Annotated in this window: 19 protein-coding genes; 9 read left to right on the top strand and 10 right to left on the bottom strand. The window is 62.3% G+C overall.

The features are described 5' to 3' along the window. Positions 1-62 precede the first annotated feature (62 nt). The 8 genes from BLR69_RS28690 to BLR69_RS28655 form a co-directional block, all read right to left on the bottom strand. Positions 63-1220, bottom strand: coding sequence for a phospholipase D-like domain-containing protein (locus BLR69_RS28690; protein ID WP_071496840.1), 1158 nt, complete (start codon positions 1218-1220; stop codon positions 63-65). 1 nt (position 1221) lies between these two features. Continuing rightward, positions 1222-1812 (bottom strand): YceI family protein, encoded by a 591-nt coding sequence (locus BLR69_RS28685; RefSeq protein ID WP_071496841.1) that lies wholly within the window; start codon positions 1810-1812, stop codon positions 1222-1224. Positions 1813-1864: 52 nt separating this feature from the next. After that, positions 1865-2623 carry an IclR family transcriptional regulator gene (locus BLR69_RS28680; protein WP_071496842.1) on the bottom strand — a complete coding sequence of 253 codons (759 nt, stop codon included), beginning with the start codon at positions 2621-2623 and terminating at the stop codon, positions 1865-1867. Between the two features lie 64 nt (positions 2624-2687). Beyond that, positions 2688-4130: an amidase gene (locus BLR69_RS28675; protein WP_071496843.1), complete on the bottom strand. Its 1443-nt coding sequence runs from the start codon at positions 4128-4130 to the stop codon at positions 2688-2690. Then, positions 4127-5437 (bottom strand): citrate-proton symporter, encoded by a 1311-nt coding sequence (locus BLR69_RS28670; protein ID WP_071496844.1) that lies wholly within the window; start codon positions 5435-5437, stop codon positions 4127-4129. The genes BLR69_RS28675 and BLR69_RS28670 overlap by 4 nt, the downstream gene beginning before the upstream one ends. A 108-nt stretch (positions 5438-5545) precedes the next feature. Next, positions 5546-6712 (bottom strand): M20 aminoacylase family protein, encoded by a 1167-nt coding sequence (locus tag BLR69_RS28665; RefSeq protein WP_071496845.1) that lies wholly within the window; start codon positions 6710-6712, stop codon positions 5546-5548. A 108-nt stretch (positions 6713-6820) separates the two neighbouring features. After that, positions 6821-7135 (bottom strand): amidase, encoded by a 315-nt coding sequence (locus BLR69_RS28660; protein WP_071496846.1) that lies wholly within the window; start codon positions 7133-7135, stop codon positions 6821-6823. Then, entirely contained in the window at positions 7132-8205 is a 1074-nt protein-coding gene (locus BLR69_RS28655) for a serine hydrolase domain-containing protein (protein WP_071496847.1), read from the bottom strand. The genes BLR69_RS28660 and BLR69_RS28655 overlap by 4 nt, the downstream gene beginning before the upstream one ends. A 185-nt stretch (positions 8206-8390) precedes the next feature. Between BLR69_RS28655 and olsB the strand changes: the two genes are divergently transcribed. Both olsB and BLR69_RS28645 read left to right on the top strand, forming a co-directional pair. Then, complete coding sequence (olsB, locus tag BLR69_RS28650) at positions 8391-9146, top strand: L-ornithine N(alpha)-acyltransferase (protein WP_003172415.1); 756 nt, start codon at positions 8391-8393, stop codon at positions 9144-9146. Further along, complete coding sequence (locus BLR69_RS28645) at positions 9146-9937, top strand: lysophospholipid acyltransferase family protein (RefSeq protein ID WP_071496848.1); 792 nt, start codon at positions 9146-9148, stop codon at positions 9935-9937. The genes olsB and BLR69_RS28645 overlap by 1 nt, the downstream gene beginning before the upstream one ends. A gap of 119 nt (positions 9938-10056) precedes the next feature. Here the strand turns inward: BLR69_RS28645 and BLR69_RS28640 are convergent, their stop codons facing one another. Continuing rightward, positions 10057-10635, bottom strand: a complete 579-nt coding sequence (locus tag BLR69_RS28640) for an acyl carrier protein phosphodiesterase (RefSeq protein WP_071496849.1) — start codon at positions 10633-10635, stop codon at positions 10057-10059. Between the two features lie 154 nt (positions 10636-10789). On the opposite strand from BLR69_RS28640, the gene BLR69_RS28635 reads away from it, so the two are divergent. From BLR69_RS28635 to BLR69_RS28625, 3 genes are read left to right on the top strand one after another with little or no spacing between them, the layout of a single operon-like run. Next, positions 10790-11116 carry an ArsR/SmtB family transcription factor gene (locus tag BLR69_RS28635; protein WP_016975101.1) on the top strand — a complete coding sequence of 109 codons (327 nt, stop codon included), beginning with the start codon at positions 10790-10792 and terminating at the stop codon, positions 11114-11116. 13 nt (positions 11117-11129) lie between these two features. After that, entirely contained in the window at positions 11130-12296 is a 1167-nt protein-coding gene (locus BLR69_RS28630; RefSeq protein WP_071496850.1) for an MFS transporter, read from the top strand. A gap of 30 nt (positions 12297-12326) precedes the next feature. Next, positions 12327-13382 carry an alkene reductase gene (locus BLR69_RS28625; RefSeq protein ID WP_071496851.1) on the top strand — a complete coding sequence of 352 codons (1056 nt, stop codon included), beginning with the start codon at positions 12327-12329 and terminating at the stop codon, positions 13380-13382. Between the two features lie 314 nt (positions 13383-13696). Here the strand turns inward: BLR69_RS28625 and BLR69_RS28620 are convergent, their stop codons facing one another. Then, on the bottom strand, positions 13697-14329 hold the full coding sequence (locus tag BLR69_RS28620) for a TetR family transcriptional regulator (RefSeq protein ID WP_010212311.1): 633 nt from the start codon (positions 14327-14329) through the stop codon (positions 13697-13699). 265 nt (positions 14330-14594) lie between these two features. Here BLR69_RS28620 and BLR69_RS28615 point away from each other — a divergent pair, with 265 nt between their 5' ends. The 4 genes from BLR69_RS28615 (at position 14595) to BLR69_RS28600 (ending at position 21786) form a co-directional block, all read left to right on the top strand. Continuing rightward, on the top strand, positions 14595-15743 hold the full coding sequence (locus tag BLR69_RS28615) for an efflux RND transporter periplasmic adaptor subunit (RefSeq protein WP_071496852.1): 1149 nt from the start codon (positions 14595-14597) through the stop codon (positions 15741-15743). A gap of 3 nt (positions 15744-15746) precedes the next feature. Then, positions 15747-18908 (top strand): efflux RND transporter permease subunit, encoded by a 3162-nt coding sequence (locus BLR69_RS28610; RefSeq protein ID WP_071496853.1) that lies wholly within the window; start codon positions 15747-15749, stop codon positions 18906-18908. Next, positions 18905-20362: an AdeC/AdeK/OprM family multidrug efflux complex outer membrane factor gene (gene adeC, locus BLR69_RS28605; RefSeq protein WP_071496854.1), complete on the top strand. Its 1458-nt coding sequence runs from the start codon at positions 18905-18907 to the stop codon at positions 20360-20362. Before BLR69_RS28610 ends, adeC begins: the two co-directional genes overlap by 4 nt. A gap of 173 nt (positions 20363-20535) precedes the next feature. Continuing rightward, on the top strand, positions 20536-21786 hold the full coding sequence (locus tag BLR69_RS28600; RefSeq protein ID WP_071496855.1) for an OprD family porin: 1251 nt from the start codon (positions 20536-20538) through the stop codon (positions 21784-21786). The last annotated feature ends 87 nt before the right edge of the window (positions 21787-21873 follow it).

Genomic DNA, 21873 nt, shown 5'->3' with positions numbered 1-21873 from the left:
AGTGACTGACACCCTGCAATCGGGGGCAAGCCCCCTCCCACATTTGCCTCCCAGTGAACTGGCTAGCCGCGTCGATCGAGCAAGTTCACCACCAGCCGATCAATCCACCCCCACACCCGCTGCTTCACCCGCCGCCACAAGGGCCGCGACTTCCACGCCTCCAGGCTCACCGCCAGGCTTTGCGCGAAATCCCGTTCGAAACTACCCGCCACCGCCTTCGTCAATTCAGGGTCCAACGCTTCCAGGTTGGCATCCAGGTTGAAGCGCAGGTTCCAGTGGTCGAAGTTGCACGAGCCCACGCTGACCCAGTCATCCACCAGCACCATCTTCAGGTGCAGGAAACACGGCTGATATTCAAAAATCTGCACGCCCGAGCGCAGCAAGCGCGGGTAATAGCGGTGCCCGGCATAGCGCACGGACGGGTGATCGGTGCGCGGGCCGGTGAGCAGCAAACGCACATCTACGCCACGCCCTGCGGCCCGACGTAGCGCACGGCGAACGCCCCAGGTGGGAAGAAAATACGGGGTTGCCAACCAGATCCGCTGTTGGCCGCTGTTCAATGCACGGATCAGCGATTGCAAAATGTCCCGGTGCTGGCGGGCATCGGCATAGGCGACGCGGCCCAGCCCCGGTCCGGTGGCGGGCATCCTGGGCAAGCGTGACAGGCCGAAATGGGTGGCGGGTTTCCACGCGCGACGCGCGTTGTTGGCGTGCCATTGGCGGTCGAACAATGCTTGCCAGTCCTGCACCAACGGGCCGCTGATCTGCACCATCACTTCGTGCCAGTCGGCGCTGTCGTTGCCCGGCGTCCAGAATTCATCGGTCACGCCGGTGCCGCCGACAAACGCGATGTCCTGGTCGATCAACAGCAGTTTGCGATGGTCGCGGTACAGGTTGCGCATCCAGCGGCGCCAGCGCAGGCGATTGTAGAAGCGCAGTTCCACACCGGCATCGATCAAGCGCCTGCGCAGCCCGAGGGTAAACGCCAGGCTGCCGTAATCATCGAACAGGCAGCGCACCTGCACGCCGCGTTCGGCGGCCAGCACCAGCGCCTGCACCATGGCCTCGGCGCAGGCGCCGGCTTCCACCAGGTACAACTCCAACTCGACTTGCCGCTCGGCACGGGCAATACCTACCAGCATCTGCGGAAAAAAATTCGGCCCGTCGATCAACAACTCGAAACGGTTGGCGCTGCGCCACGGGAACACCGCGCCACTCACGTCAGCGCGCCGTAAAGATCAGCACCGCACCCACCGGCACCGACAGACTGATCGACTTGAGCCCCGCCGCTTTACGCAGCACGGCCACACCCGGCGCCAGGTCGAAGTCCTCGGCATGCACCACCAGCGGCTCCAGGGTGACCACCTGGAAACGCCGGTCATCCAGGCGCGTGGCCAACAACTCGGCGCTGTAAGTCTGGGTCTTGCCGTGCAGCATCACGGATAACGGCAGGCGCAATTCAAGCTGCGCACCGGGCGCCAGGTCGTTGATGGGTTGCAGGTTGATTTGCGCGTTGATCAGCGCCTCGGGGAACGTCTTGAGCTCGAACAGCTGATTGCGCATGCGCTCATCGCGCAAAGGGATGCCGCTGTTGACCGACTCCAGCTCCACTTCCAGTTGCGCCGCGCCTTTGCTGTCGACCTTGCCGTGCAACACCAGGAAGCGCAGCACCTCGGCGACTTCGGTGTTCTTGGTGGTGACGAAGGACAGGCGCGAGGACTCGTTATCCAGGTACCAGTCGGCATGGGCGGGCACAGCCACGGCGGCCAACAGGGCGAAGGCCAGGGGTTTGATGACGCAAGCGTTGAACATTGAAGACTCGTGGGGCGAAAAACCTGAACGAACCTTAACCGGATCGCGAGGGTTACGCCAATGCGCGCTGCACTTCGCGCACCGTCTCTTCCAGGCTGGCCATGTGCAGGTTCAACACCCGCTCCACCGGCGCCTGATGCATCGGCCAATGCAACGCCATGCTGCCAACCAGGCGCCCATTGGCGCGCACCGGCAAGGCCACGGCACGAATCAGAAACGGCAGGCGCACCGGGTATTCCCAATAGCCCTCGGTGCGCTGGCCGAAGCCCTGATGCTGGGTTTGTTCGCAGGCCTGGTATTGCTCGTCCGCCGCCACCTGGTCGCGGCCCGCCAGGCGCTGCACTTCTTCAGCCGGTAACTGGGTCAGGCAGGCCTTACCCATCGCAGAATGAAACAGGCTGGCGTGCTGGCCGACGATCTGGCAATTGTTCGGGTAGAGTTTGCGCAACACACTGGGGATCGCGCTTTCCATGACCTCCAGGCGCTCGCCATCAAAGCAGGACAAATCCACCACCAACCCGGTGCGCTCGCTGAGTTCCAGCAGCCACGGCGCCGCGCTCTCCACCACTTGGCGTTTGAAGCGTTGCTGGGTGTCTCCGAACAGGCGCTGGGCGCGCAGGCGGTAACGGCGATCGCTCAAGCCGCGATAGACCCAACCCTGTTCCTGCAACGTCAGCAACATACGCGACACTGTGGCCTTGGGCAGGCGGGTGAGGTAATGCAACTCCTCCAGCCCCAGGGCCTGGTGCTCGCCCAGCAACTCGACGATTGCCAGTGCGCGCTCGACCGAGCGTACGGTGCCTGTCTCCATGTTCGATCTCCCTGTTGCCGATGGATGATCATTGTTCACAGCAAGATACAGGCCCGGTCGCGGCTCAACCCGTCGATTCAAGGCACGTCGGCGGCCGACGCTGCACCCATTGCGTCAGCTGTTCATGAGCATAGGCCAGTTGCAGCACTGCCCGATCCGCCTGGGCCGGGCCGATGATCTGCAGGCCCATGGGCAGGCCCTGGGGGTTGAAGCCCACCGGGATACTCATGCTCGGCAGCCCCGCCAGGGTCGGGCCTATCACCACTTCCATCCAACGGTGATAGGTGTCCATTTCGCGCCCGCCGACGAGGCGCGGCCAGGGTTGTTGTGCCTCGAAAGGGAACACTTGGGCCGTCGGTAACAGCAGGAAATCATAATGCTCAAACAGTTTGGCGAGGGCGCGATACCACTCACTGCGATCCACAGACGCCTGGTACACCTGCTGGGCCGTCAACCCCAGGCCGCCCTCCACCTCCCATTGCGCTTCAGGCTTGAGCAACGCACGCTTTTTCGGGTTGGCATAGGCCGCGCCGAGGTTGCCGTGCACCAGCCAGTGGCGATGCACCAACCAGCTGCGCCACAGCCGTGCCATGGAAAAGCCCGGCTGACAGCTTTCCACTGTGCACCCCAGCGCGGTGAAATCGCCAAGGGCCGATTCGCACAGGCTCAGTACACCGTCGTCCATCGGCAGATAACCGTTGTAATCCCCCAGCCAACCCAGGCGTGCGCCCTTGAAGTCACGCTGCAAGGGTTGATCGAACACTGCCGGATCTTCCTTGGACGACAACGGCACCCGAGGGTCGTAACCCGCCTGGATGCCCAGCAACCGCGCCACATCCATCACGCTGCGGCCCATCGGGCCTTCGGTACCCAACTGTTGTACGAACAGTTCAGGCATAGGCCCGTGAGGTACGCGGCCTTGCGACGGACGCAAGCCAAACACATTGTTGAACGCCGCCGGGTTGCGCAGCGAGCCCATCATGTCGCTGCCATCGGCCACCGGCAGCATACGCAGCGCCAGGGCCACCGCCGCCCCGCCACTGCTGCCGCCAGCGACCAGGCCGGGGTCATAGGCATTGCCGGTGGTACCGAACAGAGTGTTGTAGGTCTGCGAGCCCAAGCCGAATTCCGGCACATTGGTCTTGCCGATGATGATCGCGCCACTGGCCCGTACCCGCGCCACGCTGATGGCGTCTTCGGTGGGCACGTGCTCGGCGAACAAGGGCGACCCCAGCGTCGTACGCAAGCCTTTGGTCGCCGCCAGATCCTTTATCGCCTGGGGCATGCCGTGCATCCAGCCGCGGGACTTGCCTTGGTCCAACTCGCGATCACATACGCGCGCCTCAGCCAGCACGTCATCGGCATCACGCAGCGACACCAGCGCGTTCACACCTGGGTTGAAGCGCTGGATCTGCGCCAGGTACGCCTGCATCACTTCTTCGCACGACACCTCACGCCCATGAATCGCCCGCGACAGTTCGGTGGCATCCCAATCAACAATACTCAAGGCTTCACCTCTTTGGAAAACGGCAGCGGTTGCTTGGCCCGCGGTGCCTCATGCATGCAGTAAGTGCCCAGCAGCGTCAGCACGCAAGCGAACAAGACATAGAAGGATGGCGCGACTGGCGTGCCCAGTACTTTGGTCAGCCAAGTGACGATCAACGGCGCGAAACCGCCGAACACCATGACCGCCACGTTATAGGCGACCGATACACCGGTCGAGCGCACTTCGATGGGAAACTGCTCAGCCAATGCCGTCGGTGCCGGCCCGAAAAAACCACCGATAGCCGTACACAGCAGCACCTGCATCACCAGCAGCCGCTCGATGGACGGTGCGGCGGCGACCCACACGTACAGCGGATAAACCATGACGAAGAATGCGAGGGTGAATGCCATCAACACCGGCCGCCGCCCCAGGCGATCCGAGAGCAGCCCGGACAGCGGAATCACCACGGTCATCAGCGCCACCGCAAACATCTGCACCATCAATACCTGGTCCAGCGGCAAACCAAGGCTTTTGTGGGCGAAGGTCGGCATGTTCACCAGCACCACATAGAACGACACCGTCGCACCACAGGCCAGGCCCATGGATACGAGGATGCTGCGTCTGTGCTCGCGTACCACCTGCATCAGGCTCGGCGCCGGGCCGGTCGCCTGTTTGCGTGCCTCGATGAACTCCTCTGGATCTTCCATGTGCCGACGAATCCACAGGCCCACCGGGCCAATCAGCAAACCGAACACGAACGGCAGGCGCCACCCCCACAGGTCGAGGGTTTGCGGCGAAAAGAAATGCGTGACCGCCGCCACCATCGCTGCGCCGCCGAACACGGCCAGGCATTGCCCCACCAATTGCCAGGAGCCATATAAGCCCTTGCGATGGGCCGGCGCGCTTTCCACCAGAAACGCTGTGGCGCTCGCGTATTCACCGCCGGTGGCAAACCCTTGAAGCATGCGCGCCACCACGATCAACAACGGTGCGCCCATGCCGATGGCGGCGTAGTTGGGCGCGAACGCGATCAATGCGATGGACACGGTCATCAGCCGGATAATCAACTGCATCGCCGCCTTGCGACCTTTACGGTCGGCATAGATCCCCAACAGGATGCCACCCACCGGACGCATGAAAAAACCCACGCCAAAGGTGGCCAACGCCATCAGCAGCGAGGCGTACTCGTCATCTGAAGGAAAAAACTGCCGGGCAATGATGCTCGCCAGAAAGCCGTAGACAATGAAGTCATACCATTCCAGCGCATTGCCGATGACGGCCGCCACCACTTGGCGGGTGCGGGACACACCTGGTTTTGCAGTCTGCATGAGGAACACTCCTGTAGGAGCGAGCTTGCTCGCGAAAAACGAACAAGCGACGCGGGCTATCTGAAAGCGCTGCGTTATCGTTAACGACCTTCGCGAGCAAGCTCGCTCCTACAACCAGCTCTCGGCCAGCGCGCCCCAATAGGCGGCGCCCGTCAGCAGGATGTCGTCGTTGAAGTCATAGGCGGGGTTATGCACCATCGGCCGCGACACGCCGTTGCCGATGAACAGATAGCTGCCGGGGCAGCGTTGCAGCATCCAAGCGAAGTCTTCGCTGCCCATCAGCGTGCGGGTGTTACCGTCCACCGCATCGGCGCCGAGCAAGGCGACGCCGACCTGGCGGGCAAACTCGGTTTCTTTAGCGTGATTGACCAGCACCGGATAGGCCGGGCGGTGTTCGATCTGCACCGTGCAGCCAAAACTGGCGGCCTGGGTGTGGATGATGGCGAACACGCGTTCCAGCATCTGCTCACGCACCTTGGGGTTGAGCGCGCGCAGGCTCAAACGCAACAACGCCTGCTGGGGAATCACATTGGCCGCCTGGCCCGCCTGAAGGGCACCAACCGTGACCACGGCGGCTTCCTGGGTGTCGATATTGCGCGCCACCACGGTCTGCAACGCCATGACCAGGCTCGCCGCCGCCACCAGTGGGTCCACCGTCAGATGCGGCATGGAACCGTGGCCGCCGACGCCTTCGAGGGTCACGGTGAGCAAGTCCTGGGACGCCATCATCGGCCCGACTCTCAACCCCAGGTGTCCGGCCGGCAAGCCCGGCATATTGTGCATGCCGAACAGGGCATCACAGGGAAAACGCTCCAGCAAACCATCGGCCAACATGGCTTCGGCACCACCCTGGCCTTCTTCGGCGGGCTGGAAAATCAGGTTCAACGTACCGTCGAATTGCCGCGTGGCCGCCAGGTAGCGGGCGGCGCCGAGCAACATGGTGGTATGGCCGTCATGGCCGCAGGCGTGCATGCAACCGGCGTGCTGGCTGGTGTAGGCCGCTCCGGTATTTTCGATGATGGGCAACGCGTCCATATCTGCGCGGATGCCCAGGGTGCGTGAGCTGCTGCCATTGCGCATTACACCGACTACGCCCATCTTGCCGATGCCGGTGTGCACCTCGTAACCCCATTCCCTCAAGGACTGCGCAACCAGGGCCGAGGTACGGTTCTCTTCAAAACCGAGTTCAGGATGGGCGTGAATGTCATGGCGCACGGCGCGCAAGTCGCCGGCAACGTCGCTGAGCCAATCCAGTATGTGCTGGTGGGGGCGCATGGTGATTTTCCTCGCAGGCGGGTATTCCCGTTCTTGTTTGCTGCACATCGCCAGATAACCGCGAAGTGCGCAGGAGGACAATCAAAGGTGGTTCCACCCTGTGGAACCTCAGGGGGATAAGCGACAGCCTTGGCGGTCGCCAAGCCACCTCGCCGTGTGTGTGCGCCCCAGCCCACTCGCCGTCACCTCGCTACGCTCCGGGTTATCGCTGAACGCACTCGTCGGCACGTACTGCTTCACATACCCCAGGCAATACGCCGCCGGGTTGTTCTCTACATACCGGCACGAACAATATTCCTTGGCCGTGTACGCCGCGATGATGTCGGGGAAGGCTTGCAGGTTGACGCGCTCGTGCCAGATCCACCCCAGCAGGGCGAGCAACAGCAGCAGAAACAGGCTGGTAAACGGCCGACGGCGGATCATGGTTGCACCGCCGCCAGCACGCGCTTGAGCAGTTCGTTATGGCGATAGCTGCCGTCGCGATCATCGCCGTAGCGCACGATCACCAGGTGTTCATCGGGCATCACGTACAACGCCTGGCCCCAGTGGCCGAGGGCGGCGAAGGTGTCGGCGGGCGCGTCGGGCCAGGGCCGCGGTTCGCCTTTGTTAAGCCACCAATGACCACCCGGCACCGCTTCATCCTGACCGACCTTGTATTTGTCGAACGGCTGGCGGTTGAAGGCGACCCAGTCTTTAGGCAGCAACTGCTGATCGCCCCATCGCCCGTCCCGCGCCATCAGCAGGCCGACCCGTGCCAGGTCGCGGGTGGTGAGATAGGCGTAGGACGAGGCGACGAAGGTTTCGTCGGCGTCGGTTTCCCAGGTGGCGTTGCGAATACCCAACGGCTTGAACAGCGCATCCCACGGGTAACTCATATAGGCCTTGTGGCCGAGCATGCCTTTGAGGGCAGCGGACAGGATGTTGGTGTCGCCGCTGGAATACCGGAACGCCTGACCCGGCGCAGCAGCGGCCTCGGTGTCGGCGGCAAAGTCAGCCATATCGCCACGGCCTCGGGTGTAGAGCATCGCTACCACCGAGGATTTCAGCGGGGCGTATTCGTAGTTTTCCTGCCAGTCCAGGCCCGAGGCCCAGTGCAGCAAGTCAGCCATGGTTACCTTGGGGTGCTGTTTCATCGGCGGGTAAAAGCGTGCGGCGGGGTCGGTGAGTTTGAAGCGGTTTTCGCCATAGGCCACGCCGAGCACCGTGGCCATCAGGCTTTTGCTGACCGACCAGGTCAGGTGCGGCGTGCTGGCGGTGGTGGGAGCGCCGTAGCGTTCATAGATGATCACGCCATCGCGGATCACCAGCAGCGCGTCGGTGCGGATGCCTTTGCGGGTGGTGTCGTCACGCGGTGGGAAAGCGTAGGCATTGAGGGCGTCGACAGCCGGGCCTTCGAGCGGTGTGCCCTTGGCCCAGTCCTTGTCAGGCCAGGTGTCGGCATGGGCGGTGACGGTGACGAACAGCAGGGCAACACACAACAAGCCTCTGACCATGGACGCAGACTCAAGGGGGGCATTCGTGCCCGCGAGCCTAGCCGAGGGTGATGACAGATTTGCTACACAAGGCCTGTCATCCAAGCGTCACCATAACTTCATGGAGATGACACCGAGCCTACATAGCCTGAGTTTGGACAAACAAGTCGACCGGCCGAAAGGTGGCTGGCACTCGGAGATTCGCCATGACTCAGATCGCCCGCATCAGCGACACCGGCAATGAACGCCGTCTGCAAGCCGAACGCCTGGTTGGCGCGCAGGCGTTGCAGGAAGCCCAGGCCCTGCGGTTCAACGTGTTCAGCGGCGAGTTCAACGCCAAGCTGAAAGGCGCGGAACTGGGCCTGGACATGGATGACTATGATGTTCACTGCAGCCACATCGGTGTGCGGGACTTGAACAGCGGTCGACTGGTGGCCACCACCCGCTTGCTGGACCACCAGGCCGCCAGCACCCTGGGCCGGTTCTACAGCGAAGAAGAATTCAGCCTGCATGGCCTGCTGCACCTGCAGGGCCCGATCCTGGAGATCGGCCGCACCTGCGTCGACCCCGCCTACCGCAACGGCGGCACCATCGCGGTGCTGTGGGGCGAGTTGGCCGAGGTGCTCAACCAGGGTGGCTACAGCTACCTGATGGGCTGCGCGAGCATCCCGATGCACGACGGCGGGATCCAGGCCCACGCGATCATGCAGCGCCTGCGCGAGCGCTACCTGTGCAACGAACACCTGCGCGCCGAACCGAAAAAACCACTGCCGGCGCTGGACCTGCCGTCCAACGTGATCGCCGAGATGCCGCCATTGCTCAAGGCCTACATGCGCCTGGGTGCGAAGATCTGCGGCGAGCCGTGCTGGGATGAAGACTTCCAGGTGGCCGACGTGTTCATCCTGCTCAAGCGCGACGAACTGTGCCCGCGTTACGCGCGCCACTTCAAGGCTGCAATGTGATGAGCCGCCTGCGCGTGTACGGGCGCATTGCCCGGGTGCTGGTGGTGGTGGCGTTGGGTTTGAGCATGGCCAGTGTGTTTGGGGTGTTCGAGCGTTTGGGCATCGCCAATTCGATGGTACGGCGCCAACGTTGGTCGCGTTTTTTCATGGCGCGGCTGACCAACGCCCTGCCCTTTCGCGTGACGGTGCACGGTGAATTGCCGACGCAGCCGATGCTGTGGGTGAGCAATCACGTGTCCTGGACCGATATTCCGCTGCTCGGCGCCGTGGCGCCGATGTCATTCCTGTCCAAGGCCGAAGTGCGCACCTGGCCGGTGGCAGGTTGGTTGGCGGCCAAGGCCGGTAGCCTGTTTATCCGCCGTGGTTCGGGCGACAGCCAGTTGATCCGCAAGCAGATGACCCGTCACCTGGAGCAAGAGCATCCGTTGCTGATGTTCCCCGAAGGCACCACCACCGACGGGCGCAGCCTGCGCACCTTCCACGGGCGCCTGCTGGCCAGTGCGATTGATGCGGATGTGTCGCTGCAACCGGTGGCGATCCGTTACCTGCGTGAGGGGCAAGTGGACCCGCTGGCTCCCTTTATTGGCGATGATGATTTGCTCTCGCACCTGATGCGCTTGTTTGCCAATGACCAGGGCGATGTGGAAATCCACGTACTCAAGCCGATTGCCTGTGCCGGGCAGGAACGCGCGGCGCTGGCGTATCAGGCGCAGCAGGCGGTGCAGAAGGCGTTGTTTGGGCCGGTGCCGGAAGCGGAGCACGTGGATGCTCGACCAGCATTCGCTGCCTGAACTCAAGTGAACACCGTTCAAATGTGGGAGGGGGCTTGCCCCCGATTGGGGTGTGTCAGTCACTGCATGCTTTGACTGAACCATTGCTATCGGGGGCAAGCCCCCTCCCACATTCAGCTTTACCTTGTCAGTTGGATCTGTGCGAATGCTTGCAGCTCGGGGTAGAACCGTCGGAAATCTTCACTCAGCGGCTCGTACAACTCTCGCAACTCCTGCATGGCATGCCCCAGCTCCTCGGGCTGTGTCAGCCGACGCGAAATCCCCCGCAACACCTGCCCCATCACCGCAAATTCACGGTACGAACCCAACCAATCATCCGCTGCCATATACGGCGCAATCTGCGCGAGCCGGCCCGGCAATTGCGGTTCGGCCGCCAGCACGCGGTACACCTGCGAGGTGAAGTGCTCCAGCGGCTGGTCGGCATACAGCGCCCAGTCCCGCGCCAGACAGTGGTCGAAAAACACATCGAGGACGATCCCGGCATAACGCCTGCGGGTCAGGCTGAAGCGCGACAACGCCTCACCTACCAGCGGATGGCTGTCGGTGAAGCGGTCGATGGAACGATGCAACTGGATCGCCGCTTCGATTTGCGGGCTGAACTGGCCCTGCAGGCGGCCTTTGACAAAGTCGCCATACAGGCTGCCCAGCAGTTGCGCAGGAAGTTGGCCGCCCAGGTGCAGATGTGCGAGATAATTCATGGCGCGCAGTCTATCACTGCCGTCAACGTATCGTTATAACCCGATATACCGATTGAGCCTAGGCTCAGATCAAAATCATATTGGTATATCGGGATAGACCGATTTAAAGTTCGCCTCATCGCGATATAACGCTGCACGCAAACGAGCACCTGCCATGTCCATCGACCTCGACGAAATAATAAAAGCCCTGGCGCACCCAGTACGACGAGACATCCTCACCTGGCTGAAAGACCCGAAAGTGCAATTCCCCGAGCAACTGCACAACCACGAATACGGCATCTGCGCCGGGCAGATCGACCAGCGCTGCGGCTTGTCCCAGTCGACCGTGTCGGCCCACCTGGCCACCCTGCAACGCGCCGGGTTGATCAGCAGCCAAAAGGCCGGCCAGTGGCACTTTTTCAAACGCAACGAGGACACCATCCAGGCCTTCCTCGCAGCGCTCACCACCGAACTCAGCGCGCACGACAGCGCAGCGCTGTAACAAGGAACCACGAATGCCCCTCTCGCTACTCATACTGGCCCTCAGCGCCTTCGCCATCGGCACCACCGAGTTCGTCATCATGGGCTTGCTGCCCGATGTGGCGGCGGACTTGGGGGTGTCGATTCCCGGCGCCGGCTGGCTGGTCACCGGCTACGCCCTGGGCGTAGCGATCGGTGCGCCGTTCATGGCACTGGCCACTGCCAGGCTGCCACGCAAGGCGGCCCTGGTAGCGTTGATGGGGATCTTCATTGTCGGCAACCTTTTGTGCGCCCTGGCCAGTGACTACAACGTGCTGATGTTTGCCCGTGTGGTCACCGCGCTGTGCCACGGTGCGTTCTTTGGGATCGGTTCAGTGGTGGCGGCCAACCTGGTGCCGGCCAACAAGCGTGCTTCGGCCGTGGCCCTGATGTTCACCGGCCTGACCCTGGCCAATGTGCTCGGCGTGCCGCTGGGCACCGCACTGGGCCAGGCAGCCGGCTGGCGCTCGACATTCTGGGCGGTGACGGTGATTGGGGTAGTGGCGCTGATCGGCCTGATCCGCTTCCTGCCGGCCAAGCGTGATGAAGAAAAACTCGACATGCGCGCCGAACTGGCCGCCCTCAAGGGCGCCGGCATCTGGCTGTCGCTGAGCATGACCGCGCTGTTCGCCGCGTCCATGTTCACCCTCTTTACCTACGTCGCGCCGCTGCTGGGCGATGTCACCGGTGTGTCGCCCAAGGGCGTGACCTGGACCCTGCTGCTGATCGGCCTGGGCCTCACCGTGGGCAACATCATCGGCGGCAAGTTGGCGGACAAACGCCTGGCCGCCACCCTGGTCGGCGTGTTCATCAGCATGGCGGTGGTCTCCACGGCGCTGGCATGGACCAGCATCGCGGTGATCCCAACTGAAATCACCCTGTTCCTCTGGGCCACCGCCTCGTTTGCCGCCGTGCCGGCGTTGCAGATCAACGTGGTGACCTTCGGCAAGGCTGCACCGAACCTGGTGTCCACCCTGAACATCGGCGCTTTCAACATCGGCAACGCCCTGGGTGCCTGGGTCGGCGGCAGTGTGATTGCCCACGGTTTCGGCCTGACCAGCGTGCCCTTGGCCGCAGCCGCCCTGGCGATTCTCGCGCTGCTGGTGACGCTGATTACCTTCCGTCAGGGCGGCGATGCCGACCTGGCCCCCGCGACCCACTGATCAACCACTTAAAGAGAAAGGTGTTATCCCATGACGACTATTTTCGATCCAATCAAACTGGGCGACCTGGAACTGTCGAACCGCATCATCATGGCGCCGCTGACCCGCTGCCGTGCCGACGCCGGTCGCGTACCCAATGCGCTAATGGCCGAGTACTACGTGCAACGCGCTTCCGCCGGGCTGATCCTCAGCGAAGCCACCTCGGTGACGCCACTGGGCGTGGGCTACCCGGACACCCCGGGCATCTGGTCCAACGACCAGGTGCGCGGCTGGGCCAACGTGACCAAGGCCGTGCACGGCGCAGGCGGCAAGATCTTCCTGCAACTGTGGCACGTGGGCCGTATTTCCCATGAGTCGTACCTGAACGGCGAAACCCCGGTCGCACCGAGCGCGATCCAGCCCAAAGGCCACGTCAGCCTGGTTCGCCCGCTGGCCGACTACCCGACCCCACGCGCCTTGGAAACCGCTGAAATCGCCGACATCATCGACGCCTACCGCACCGGCGCCGAGAACGCCAAGGCCGCCGGTTTCGACGGCGTGGAAATCCATGGCGCCAACGGCTACCTGCTCGACCAGTTCCTGCAGAGCAGCACCAACCAGCGCACCGACCAGTACGGCGGCTCCCTGGAAAACCGTGCACGCCTGCTGCTGGAAGTGACCGACGCCGCCATCGAAGTCTGGGGTGCTGGCCGCGTGGGTGTGCACCTCGCACCGCGCGCCGACTCCCATGACATGGGCGACGACAACCTGGCGGAAACCTTCACCTACGTCGCCAGTGAACTGGGCAAGCGTGGCATCGCCTTCATCTGCTCCCGTGAGAAAGAAGGTGCGGACAGCCTTGGCCCGCAATTGAAGAAAGCCTTCGGCGGCACCTACATCGCCAACGAGCGCTTCACCAAGGACAGCGCCAACGCCTGGCTGGCCTCGGGCAAGGCGGATGCGGTGGCCTTTGGTGTGCCGTTCATTGCCAACCCGGACCTGCCGGCGCGCTTGAAGGCTGATGCGCCGCTGAACGAAGCGCATCCGGAAACCTTCTATGGCAAAGGCCCGGTCGGCTACATCGACTACCCGACCCTGGCGCTGTAATCGTTATTCCGAAGTAGTACGACTACCCAATGTGGGAGGGGGCTTGCCCCCGATAGCGGCGTGTCAGCCAATGAACCGGGTGACTGACACTGTGCTATCGGGGGCAAGCCCCCTCTCACATTTTGATTTGTAGCGTCCAGGAGGAAACATTCCTTCACAGCCCTGCAACAAAATCGCTACAAAATACTTAGGCGGCTACCTATCAACCGCCCGCCAGCCCGTATATAAAGTCACCCCACTAATCAGGCGTAAGGACGATTGACGGTCCTTGGGCTTTACTGTTGACACAACCTGATGCAATTACGCATTTTGTCTTAATTGCGCAGGCTTGGGCTCCAGCGCAGCATGTCCAGCCCGGCGTCCACCCAACGTTCGGCTTCCTGATGCAGTTGGAAGCTGTCGGGTACCAGTAGCCACTGGCCGATCAGCCCGTTGATGTAGGCGTGGATGCACACCGCGCCACGGGTGGTGTCGAGGTTTTCCGGAAGTTGCCCGCGATGGACCGCGTTACGCAATGTCAGGCCGATGCGCAGGTTGCATTCCAGGCTGTGGGTCTGGCGCTGGCGGCGCATGTCGCACATTTCATCGGTGAATTCGCACTTATGGAACAAGATCTCGTTGATGCGCCGGGTTTTCGGGTCCAGGGCCACTTGATGGAACAAATGAATCAACAACTTGCGCATACAGCCCAGCGGGTCGAGTTCATCCTCGCTTTCACTGGCCCTGGCCAACTCGTCCAGCGGCTCATGCAGCGTGTCGAGCAGTGCCTGCAGCAAATCGGATTTATTGCTGAAATGCCAGTAGATAGCACCCCGCGTCACACCGGCCAGCGCGGCGATATCCGCCAGCGTGGTCCGCGCAACGCCACGCTCATAGAAGGCTTGCTCGGCGGCTTGGAGAATCTGGCTGCGCGTTTCCTGAGCTTCCTCTTTGGTGCGACGAACCATGGCAGTAAAACCTCAATCGGGACACGGTGGGTGGTGGTTGGCCACCGTCTGAATACTTGTGGGACGACACCGTCATGGGCGCCGAACGTACTAAAATCGAGGCTTTGGACGTTGCTTTGTCAACATTCCGCGAAGCCTGTCAAGAGTTTACAAACAACCATGAACGTAAGTATATTGCGTAGCAAGCTACTTATCCACTCACAGCTTGTTTTTTACCCTTCCACACTTCTTGTGCGCACCCTGCGCGCCTGACCCGAGGATCTTCATGCAACTTAAGCCAGCTGTTACCGCTCTGGTCACTGCCGTCGCCCTGGCATCGCTGCTCAGCGGATGTAAAAAGGAAGAAGCGGCTCCGCCCGCCCAAACCCCTCAGGTCGGCGTGGTCACCATTCAACCGCAAGCCTATACCCTGACGACCGAGCTGCCAGGCCGCACCACCGCCTACCGCATTGCGGAAGTTCGCCCACAGGTCAACGGCATCATTCTCAAGCGCCTGTTCAAGGAAGGCGGCGACGTGAAGGAAGGGCAACAGCTCTACCAGATCGACCCGTCGGTGTATGACGCCACCCTGAAAAGCGCACAAGCCAGCCTGACCCAGACCAAGTCCATCTCCGACCGCTACAAGCAGTTGGTCGATGAGCAGGCCGTCAGCCGTCAGGAATACGACACCGCCGTTGCCAACCGCATGACCGCGGAAGCAAACGTTCAAACCGCCCAGATCAACGTGCGCTACACCAAAGTGTTCGCGCCGATCTCCGGGCGTATCGGCCGTTCTTCGGTGACCGAAGGTGCGCTGGTCAGCAACGGCCAGACCGATGCCATGGCCGTCATCCAGCAACTGGACCCGATCTACGTCGACGTCACGCAGTCCTCGGCTGAAATGCTGAAACTGCGCCGCGACCTGGAAAGCGGCCAGCTGGAAAAAGCCGGCGCCAACGCGGCCAAGGTCAAGCTGACCCTGGAAGACGGCACTGCTTATGGCCAGGACGGCAAGCTGGAATTCTCCGAAGTGTCGGTCGACCAGACCACTGGCTCCGTGACCCTGCGCGCCGTGTTCCCCAACCCTGACCACACCCTGCTGCCGGGCATGTTCGTGCACGCCCAATTGCAAGCCGGCGTGAACAGCAAGGCCATCCTGGCGCCACAACAAGGCGTGACCCGCGATATCAAAGGTATCCCGACCGCCATGGTGGTGAACAAGGACAACAAGGTCGAGCAGCGTCAACTGGTGGCCAACCGCACCGCCGGCGCCTACTGGCTGGTGGAAAAAGGCCTGGACGCCGGTGACCGCGTGATCACCGAAGGCCTGCAATTCATCAAGCCGGGCATCGAAGTCAAGGTCAAGGACGCCGACAACGCCAAGCCTGCCGGTTCTGCTCCAGCTCCTGCCGCAGCTGCTGGCCAGGGGGAGTAACCCATGTCGAAATTTTTTATCGACCGTCCCATTTTCGCCTGGGTAATTGCCCTGGTGATCATGCTGGTCGGGGCACTGTCGATCCTGAAGTTGCCCATCAACCAATACCCGGCCATCGCGCCAACCGCCATCGACATCCAGGTGACCTACCCAGGCGCGTCCGCACAAACCGTGCAGGACACCGTGGTGCAGGTGATCGAGCAGCAACTCAACGGTATCGACAACCTGCGTTATGTCGCCTCGGACAGTAACTCCGACGGCAGCATGACCATCACCGCGACGTTCAACCAGGGTACCAACCCGGACATCGCCCAGGTTCAGGTGCAGAACAAGCTGAACCTGGCGACCCCACTGCTGCCGCAAGAGGTGCAGCAGCAGGGTATCCGCGTGACCAAGTCGGTGAAGAACTTCCTGATGGTGATCGGTCTGGTGTCGGAAGACGGCAGCATGACCAAGGACGACCTGTCCAACTACATCGTGTCCAACATCCAGGACCCGATCTCGCGGACGGCAGGTGTAGGTGACTTCCAGGTGTTCGGTTCGCAGTACGCCATGCGTATCTGGCTCGACCCGGCCAAGTTGAACAACTTCCAGTTGACCCCGGTCGACGTCAGCAGCGCCATTGCGGCACAGAACGTCCAGGTGGCCACCGGCCAATTGGGCGGCCTACCTGCCCTGCCCGGCACCCAGCTGAACGCAACCATCATCGGCAAGACCCGCCTGCAGACCGCAGAAGAGTTCGGCAAGATCCTGATGAAGGTCAATACCGACGGCTCGCAGGTTCGCCTGCGTGACATCGCGCGGATCGAACTGGGCGGCCAGAACTACAGCATCAGTGCGCAGTTCAACGGCAAGCCGGCATCGGGTATGGCGATCAAGCTCGCCTCGGGCGCCAACGCCCTGGACACCGCCAAGGCCATCCGTGCCACCGTGGCGTCCCTGGAACCGTTCTTCCCGCCAGGCATGAAGGCGGTGGTGCCGTATGACACCACGCCGGTGGTGACCGAATCGATCTCCGGTGTAGTCCACACCCTGGTCGAAGCGATCGTGCTGGTGTTCCTGGTGATGTTCCTGTTCCTGCAGAACTTCCGCGCCACCATCATCACCACCATGACCGTACCGGTGGTATTGCTGGGGACCTTCGGGATCCTGGCCGCGTTCGGCTTCACCATCAACACCCTGACCATGTTCGGCATGATCCTGGCCATCGGCCTGCTGGTGGACGATGCCATCGTCGTGGTGGAAAACGTCGAGCGGGTAATGGCCGAGGAACACCTGTCGCCCAAAGAGGCGACGGTCAAGTCCATGGGCCAGATCCAAGGCGCACTGGTCGGTATTGCCCTGGTGCTGTCGGCGGTACTGTTGCCGATGGCATTCTTCGGCGGCTCCACCGGTGTGATCTACAAACAGTTCTCCATCACCATTGTTTCGGCCATGGCGTTGTCGGTACTGGTTGCCCTGATCTTCACCCCGGCCTTGTGCGCCACCATGCTCAAGCCGATCGACCCTGAGAAGCACGGCCAACCCAAGCGTGGTTTCTTCGGCTGGTTCAACCGCACCTTCGACCGTGGCGTACTGAGCTACGAGCGCGGCGTGGGCAACATGATCAAGCACAAGTTTCCTGCATTCTTCGTGTACCTGATCATCTTCGCCGGCATGATCTGGCTGTTCACCCGCATTCCGAGCGCGTTCCTGCCGGAAGAAGACCAGGGCGTAATCTTTGCCCAGGTGCAGACCCCGGTCGGCTCTTCAGCCGAACGTACGCAGAAAGTCATCGACGACATGCGTGCCTTCCTGCTCAACGACAAGGAAGGCGAGCCGGGCGAAGGCAAGGCGGTGAAATCGGTATTTACCGTTAACGGCTTCAACTTCGCCGGTCGTGGCCAGAGTTCGGGCCTGGCGTTCGTGATGCTCAAGCCGTGGGATGAACGGGATGCATCCACCTCGGTATTCGAAGTGGCCAAGCGTGCCCAGGGTTACTTCTTCGGTGCCTTCAAGGACGCCATGGTGTTCGCCATCGTGCCGCCTTCGGTACTGGAGTTGGGTAACGCCACCGGTTTCGACGTGTTCCTGCAAGACCAGGGCGGCGTTGGCCACCAGAAGCTGATGGATGCACGCAACCAGTTCCTCGGGGCTGCCGCGCAAAGCAAGATCCTCGCGGGTGTGCGCCCCAACGGCGTGAACGATGAGCCGCAGTACGAGCTTACCGTCGACGACGAGAAGGCCAGTGCCCAGGGCATTACGCTGTCGAGCATCAACCAGACCCTGGCGATTGCCCTGGGTGGCAGCTACGTCAACGACTTCATCGACCGTGGTCGGGTGAAGAAGGTGTACGTGCAAGGTGAAGCCGCTGGCCGGATGTCCCCTGAAGACCTGGACAAATGGTACGTGCGCAGCGACTCCGGGAAGATGGTGCCGATGTCGGCCATTTCCTCGGGCAAGTGGATCTACGGTTCGCCCAAGCTCTCGCGCTACAACGGTGTAGCGGCGATGGAAATCCTCGGTACCCCGGCCCCGGGCTACAGTACCGGTGACGCCATGGCCGAAGTCGAACGTATCGCCAAGCAACTGCCGGCCGGTATCGGCTACGCGTGGACGGGCCTGTCGTACGAAGAACGCCTGTCCGGCTCCCAGGCGCCTGCGCTGTACGCGTTGTCGCTGCTGGTGGTGTTCCTGTGCCTCGCGGCCCTGTACGAAAGCTGGTCGATCCCGATTGCGGTGGTGCTGGTAGTGCCACTGGGTGTGGTGGGTGCGTTGATCGCCACCAGCATGCGTGGGCTGTCCAACGACGTGTTCTTCCAGGTGGGCCTGTTGGTGACGGTGGGCCTGGCGGCGAAAAACGCCATCCTGATCGTGGAGTTCGCCAAAGAACTTCACGAACAGGGTAAGGGCATTGTCGAGTCGGCCATCGAGGCCTCGCGGATGCGTCTGCGCCCGATCATCATGACCTCCATGGCGTTCATCCTCGGCGTATTGCCGCTGGCGATCTCCTCGGGTGCAGGTTCGGGCAGCCAGCACGCCATCGGTACCGGTGTAATCGGCGGTATGATCACGGCCACTGTGCTGGCGATCTTCTGGGTGCCTCTGTTCTTCGCAACCGTATCCGCCGCCGGCGAACGTAAAAAGACTGACACAACTGAAACCCCTAAAGAGGCTGGCCAATGAGCAAGTCGCTACTTTCCCTAGCCGTCACCGCATTCGTGCTCAGTGGCTGCTCGCTGATACCTGACTATCAGCGCCCCGAAGCGCCGGTGGCCGCACAGTTCCCGCAGGGGCCGGCGTATTCGTCGGCCCAGGCGCCGAGCCAGGCCGCTGTCGAGCAGGGCTGGAAGCAGTTTTTCCATGACCCTGCCCTGCAACAGCTGATCCAGACCGCGCTGGTGAACAACCGTGACCTGCGTGTCGCGGCCCTGAACATCGACGCCTATGCCGCGCAGTACCAGATCCAGCGCGCCGACCTGTTCCCGGCCGTGTCGGCCACGGGCAGCGGCAGCCGCTCGCGTACTCCGGCCCGCTTGTCGCAGACCGGCGAATCGAGCATCAGCAGCCAATACTCGGCCGGTCTCGGGATCAGCTCGTATGAGCTGGACCTGTTCGGTCGCGTACGCAGCCTGAGCGAAGAAGCCCTGCAAAAGTACTTCGCCACCGAAGAAGCACGGCGCAGTACCCAGATCAGCCTGGTGGCCAGTGTGGCCAACGCCTACCTGACCTGGCAGGCCGACAAGGAACTGCTCAAGCTGACCCAGGACACCCTGGACGCGTACGAGCAAAGCTTCAAGCTCACCTCGCGCAGCAACGAAGTCGGCGTGGCCTCGGCCCTCGACCTGAGCCAATCGCGTACCTCGGTGGAAAACGCCCGGGTCGCCCTGGCGCGTTACACCCGCCAGGTGGCACAGGACGAAAACAGCCTGACCCTGCTGCTGGGCACCGGGCTGCCGGCGAATATCGCCAGCAAGCCGCTGTCGGATAACCTGCTCAGCGAAGTGCCGGCCGGCTTGCCATCGGACCTGCTGCAACGTCGTCCCGACATCATGCAAGCCGAGTACAACCTCAAGGCCGCCAACGCCAACATCGGTGCGGCCCGCGCAGCGTTCTTCCCGAGCATCAGCCTGACCGCCAGCGCCGGCACCGCGAGCCCTAACCTGGGCGGCCTGTTCAAAGGCGGTTCGGGCACCTGGTCGTTCGCCCCGCAGATCAACATCCCGATCTTCAACGCCGGTAGCCTGCGCGCCAGCCTGGACTACTCGAAGATCCAGAAAGAGATCAACGTGGCCAACTACGAGAAGGCGATCCAGACCGGCTTCCAGGAAGTCTCCGACGGCCTTGCCGCACGTGAGACCTACAAGCAGCAACTGGACGCCCAGCGTGGCTTCGTCGCGGCCAACCAGGATTACTACCGCCTGGCCGAGCGTCGCTACCGCATCGGTGTCGACAGCAACCTGACGTTCCTCGATGCCCAGCGCCAACTGTTCAGTGCCCAGCAATCGCTGATCACCGACCGCCTGGCGCAGCTCACCAGCGAGGTCAACCTGTACAAGGCCCTCGGCGGTGGCTGGAACGAGCAGACCGCGAAGAACGAGCCGTTGAAAGAAGAAGCACCGGCACTGAAGTTGTTCTGATAACAACCGCGTCAACGAAGCCCACCTTTTGGTGGGCTTTTTACTTTTCTGCACCGGTCAACTTGCGTTCGATCATCGCCCACAACCCGCTCTCCCCCACTTTCATCGCCCCCGCACTGCCCCGCACCATGGCCGCCACCTGCATAAACCCAATAACAACAGGTCCTTACGCCATGAGCACTCTCCACCCGCGCCGGCTCTTGCTGGCAACCGCTGTCGCCAGTCTTGCCCTGCCCGTCCTCGCCGAGGAACACGGCTTTGTCGAGGACGCCAGCGCCAACCTCAACCTGCGCAATTTCTTCTTCAACCGCAATTTCACCAACCCGACCAAGACCCAGGGCGGCGCGCAGGAGTGGACGCAGAGTTTCATCCTTGACGCCAAGTCTGGCTTTACCCAGGGCACGGTGGGCTTCGGCGTGGATGTGCTGGGGTTGTACTCGTTGAAGCTCGATGGCGGGCGTGGCACCGGGGGGACCCAACTGCTGCCGCTGGACCACGACGGCCGCCCGGCGGATGAATTCGGGCGCCTGGGCGTGGCGTTCAAGGCGCGGATCTCGAAGACGGAAGTGAAGGTCGGCGAATGGATGCCGGTGCTGCCGATCCTGCGCTCGGACGATGGCCGCTCCCTGCCGCAAACCCTGCGCGGCGGGCAGATCACCTCCAAGGAGATCGACGGCCTGACCCTCTACGGTGGCCAGTTCCGCGCCAACAGCCCGCGCGACGACAGCAGCATGAGCGACATGTCGATGTTCGGCAAAGCCGCGTTCACCTCGGACCGCTTCAACTTCCAGGGCGGCGAATACCTGTTCAACGACAAACGCACCCAGATCGGCCTGTGGAATGCCCAGCTCAAGGACATCTACAGCCAGCAGTTTGTCAACCTGACCCACAGCCAGCCGTTGGGCGACTGGACCCTGGGCGCCAACCTGGGCTTTTTCTACGGCAAGGACGATGGCAGCGCCCGCGCCGGCGAGCTGGACAACAAGACCTGGTCTGGCCTGTTCTCTGCCAAATACGGCGGCAACACCTTCTACGTCGGCCTGCAAAAGCTCACTGGCAACAGCGCCTGGATGCGCGTCAACGGCACCAGCGGCGGCACCCTGGCCAACGACAGTTACAACAGCAGCTACGACAATGCCCAGGAGAAGTCCTGGCAAGTGCGCCACGACTACAACTTCGCCGCCCTCGGCGTGCCCGGCCTGACCCTGATGAACCGCTATATCAGCGGCAGCAACGTACACACCGGCACCCTCACTGACGGCAAGGAATGGGGCCGCGAAAGCGAATTGGGCTACACCGTACAGAGCGGCAGCCTGAAGAACCTGACCGTGCGCTGGCGCAATTCCAGCATGCGTCGCGACTACAGCAACAACGAGTTCGACGAGAACCGGTTGATCGTCAGTTACCCGATCAGCCTGCTGTAAAGCCGCACAACATTTATCCTGGGAACGATTTAAAGCGTCCGGCCGACTTCACGAGACAGGGCCAATGCCTGGCTCTCCCACAGGGAT

It is taken from the genome of Pseudomonas azotoformans, from assembly GCF_900103345.1.
Classification (GTDB): Bacteria; Pseudomonadota; Gammaproteobacteria; order Pseudomonadales; family Pseudomonadaceae; genus Aquipseudomonas; species Aquipseudomonas azotoformans.
This window is presented reverse-complemented; position numbering and strand designations above follow the sequence as displayed.

Bases quoted from the DNA above. Each gene is read 5' to 3' on its own strand.
- BLR69_RS28685 (WP_071496841.1), bottom strand. From the start codon at position 1,812: ATGTTCAACGCTTGCGTCATCAAACCCCTGGCCTTCGCCCTGTTGGCC.
- BLR69_RS28680 (WP_071496842.1), bottom strand. From the start codon at position 2,623: ATGGAGACAGGCACCGTACGCTCGGTCGAGCGCGCACTGGCAATCGTC.
- BLR69_RS28670 (WP_071496844.1), bottom strand. From the start codon at position 5,437: ATGCAGACTGCAAAACCAGGTGTGTCCCGCACCCGCCAAGTGGTGGCG.
- BLR69_RS28665 (WP_071496845.1), bottom strand. From the start codon at position 6,712: ATGCGCCCCCACCAGCACATACTGGATTGGCTCAGCGACGTTGCCGGC.
- BLR69_RS28660 (WP_071496846.1), bottom strand. From the start codon at position 7,135: ATGATCCGCCGTCGGCCGTTTACCAGCCTGTTTCTGCTGCTGTTGCTC.
- BLR69_RS28655 (WP_071496847.1), bottom strand. From the start codon at position 8,205: ATGGTCAGAGGCTTGTTGTGTGTTGCCCTGCTGTTCGTCACCGTCACC.
- olsB (WP_003172415.1), top strand. From the start codon at position 8,391: ATGACTCAGATCGCCCGCATCAGCGACACCGGCAATGAACGCCGTCTG.
- BLR69_RS28645 (WP_071496848.1), top strand. From the start codon at position 9,146: ATGAGCCGCCTGCGCGTGTACGGGCGCATTGCCCGGGTGCTGGTGGTG.
- BLR69_RS28640 (WP_071496849.1), bottom strand. From the start codon at position 10,635: ATGAATTATCTCGCACATCTGCACCTGGGCGGCCAACTTCCTGCGCAA.
- BLR69_RS28635 (WP_016975101.1), top strand. From the start codon at position 10,790: ATGTCCATCGACCTCGACGAAATAATAAAAGCCCTGGCGCACCCAGTA.
- BLR69_RS28630 (WP_071496850.1), top strand. From the start codon at position 11,130: ATGCCCCTCTCGCTACTCATACTGGCCCTCAGCGCCTTCGCCATCGGC.
- BLR69_RS28625 (WP_071496851.1), top strand. From the start codon at position 12,327: ATGACGACTATTTTCGATCCAATCAAACTGGGCGACCTGGAACTGTCG.
- BLR69_RS28620 (WP_010212311.1), bottom strand. From the start codon at position 14,329: ATGGTTCGTCGCACCAAAGAGGAAGCTCAGGAAACGCGCAGCCAGATT.
- BLR69_RS28615 (WP_071496852.1), top strand. From the start codon at position 14,595: ATGCAACTTAAGCCAGCTGTTACCGCTCTGGTCACTGCCGTCGCCCTG.
- BLR69_RS28610 (WP_071496853.1), top strand. From the start codon at position 15,747: ATGTCGAAATTTTTTATCGACCGTCCCATTTTCGCCTGGGTAATTGCC.
- adeC (WP_071496854.1), top strand. From the start codon at position 18,905: ATGAGCAAGTCGCTACTTTCCCTAGCCGTCACCGCATTCGTGCTCAGT.
- BLR69_RS28600 (WP_071496855.1), top strand. From the start codon at position 20,536: ATGAGCACTCTCCACCCGCGCCGGCTCTTGCTGGCAACCGCTGTCGCC.